The sequence below is a fragment of the Allobosea sp. genome (assembly GCF_030694325.1).
Classification (GTDB): domain Bacteria; phylum Pseudomonadota; class Alphaproteobacteria; order Rhizobiales; family Beijerinckiaceae; genus Allobosea.
In genome coordinates, this window is the sequence record NZ_JAUXYO010000029.1 from 1 (window position 1) to 1,073 (window position 1,073).

General features: G+C 59.3%; 1 protein-coding gene. It reads left to right on the top strand.

Annotated features, from left to right (window positions below):
* Positions 1 to 263: 263 nt before the first annotated feature.
* The coding region (locus Q8M82_RS01285) for an NAD(P)/FAD-dependent oxidoreductase (protein WP_305689578.1) at positions 264 to 1,073 on the top strand (810 nt) is incomplete at its 3' end.

Genomic DNA, 1,073 nt, shown 5'->3' on the forward strand with positions numbered 1-1,073 from the left:
TACAGGGAAATCGCGCCGGCGATGAGAGAATTGTTCGACTTCGTGCAAAACTGGTCGGACGCGGAAGCTCGATTTGAAGAGGTCACACGCGTCCTGGAAGATATCGAAACTAAAATTTACGTGTAAAGGCCGGTGCCAACCGACGTGGAATTGGTCTTTCTATTCCGATTTTCGCTCAAGGATCTATCCGGACGAAGTTGAGGGAGTTCGAAGGTATGGCATCGACAGGGTCGGGACAGGATCGGCTTGGATCGCCAATCGCAGTGACGTTTGCTTCTGAAGCTAACCGCGAGCCGCTCATTGGCAACGGGTCGCGTCCGTTCGACTGCCTTGTGATCGGTGGCGGCCCGGCCGGTCAGACAGCTGCGATTTATCTGGCCAGGTTTCATCTGTCTGTTTTGGTCGTGGACGGTGGAGAAAGCCGCGCGGGTTGGATCCCAGTCAGCCACAACCATGCCGGTTTCCCGGACGGCATAGGGGGATTGGAGCTCCTGGCGCGCATGAAGGCTCAGGCCACGCGATATGGCTCCCGTCATATAGCTGCCGAGGTGACCTCGTTGACGAGAGACGGCGATCTGTTCGTGGCGGTAGCCGGGGACTTAATCCTGCGCGCCCGCACGGTTCTGCTGGCGACCGGCGTTGTGAACCGCCGTCCCGCCATGCCAGATGATATGCACGCCGAGGCGCTGTCGCGCGGCCTGCTACGCTATTGTCCGATCTGCGATGGGTTCGAGGTGACGGATCGCCGCGTCGGCGTCATCGGCACCGCTGCGAACGGGCTCAATGACGCCGAGTTCCTGCGCAGCTTCACGGCGGATGTAACGCTGATTTCGCCTTACGGCCTGCACGATCTCGATGCATCTCAGCGACGACGCATCCACAATGCTGGCATCAAGCTGCTTGCGGGGCCCTGTCTTGCCTTTGATCTCCGGGAGAGGACGATCGCGGTGGCCTTGCCCAACAAAAACATCGAATTCGACGCTGTCTACCCCGCCTTGGGCAGCGAGGTCCGAAGCAATCTCGCGGTTGGACTGGGATCGATAGTTTCCAGTCGAGGATGCGTAACCGTCGAT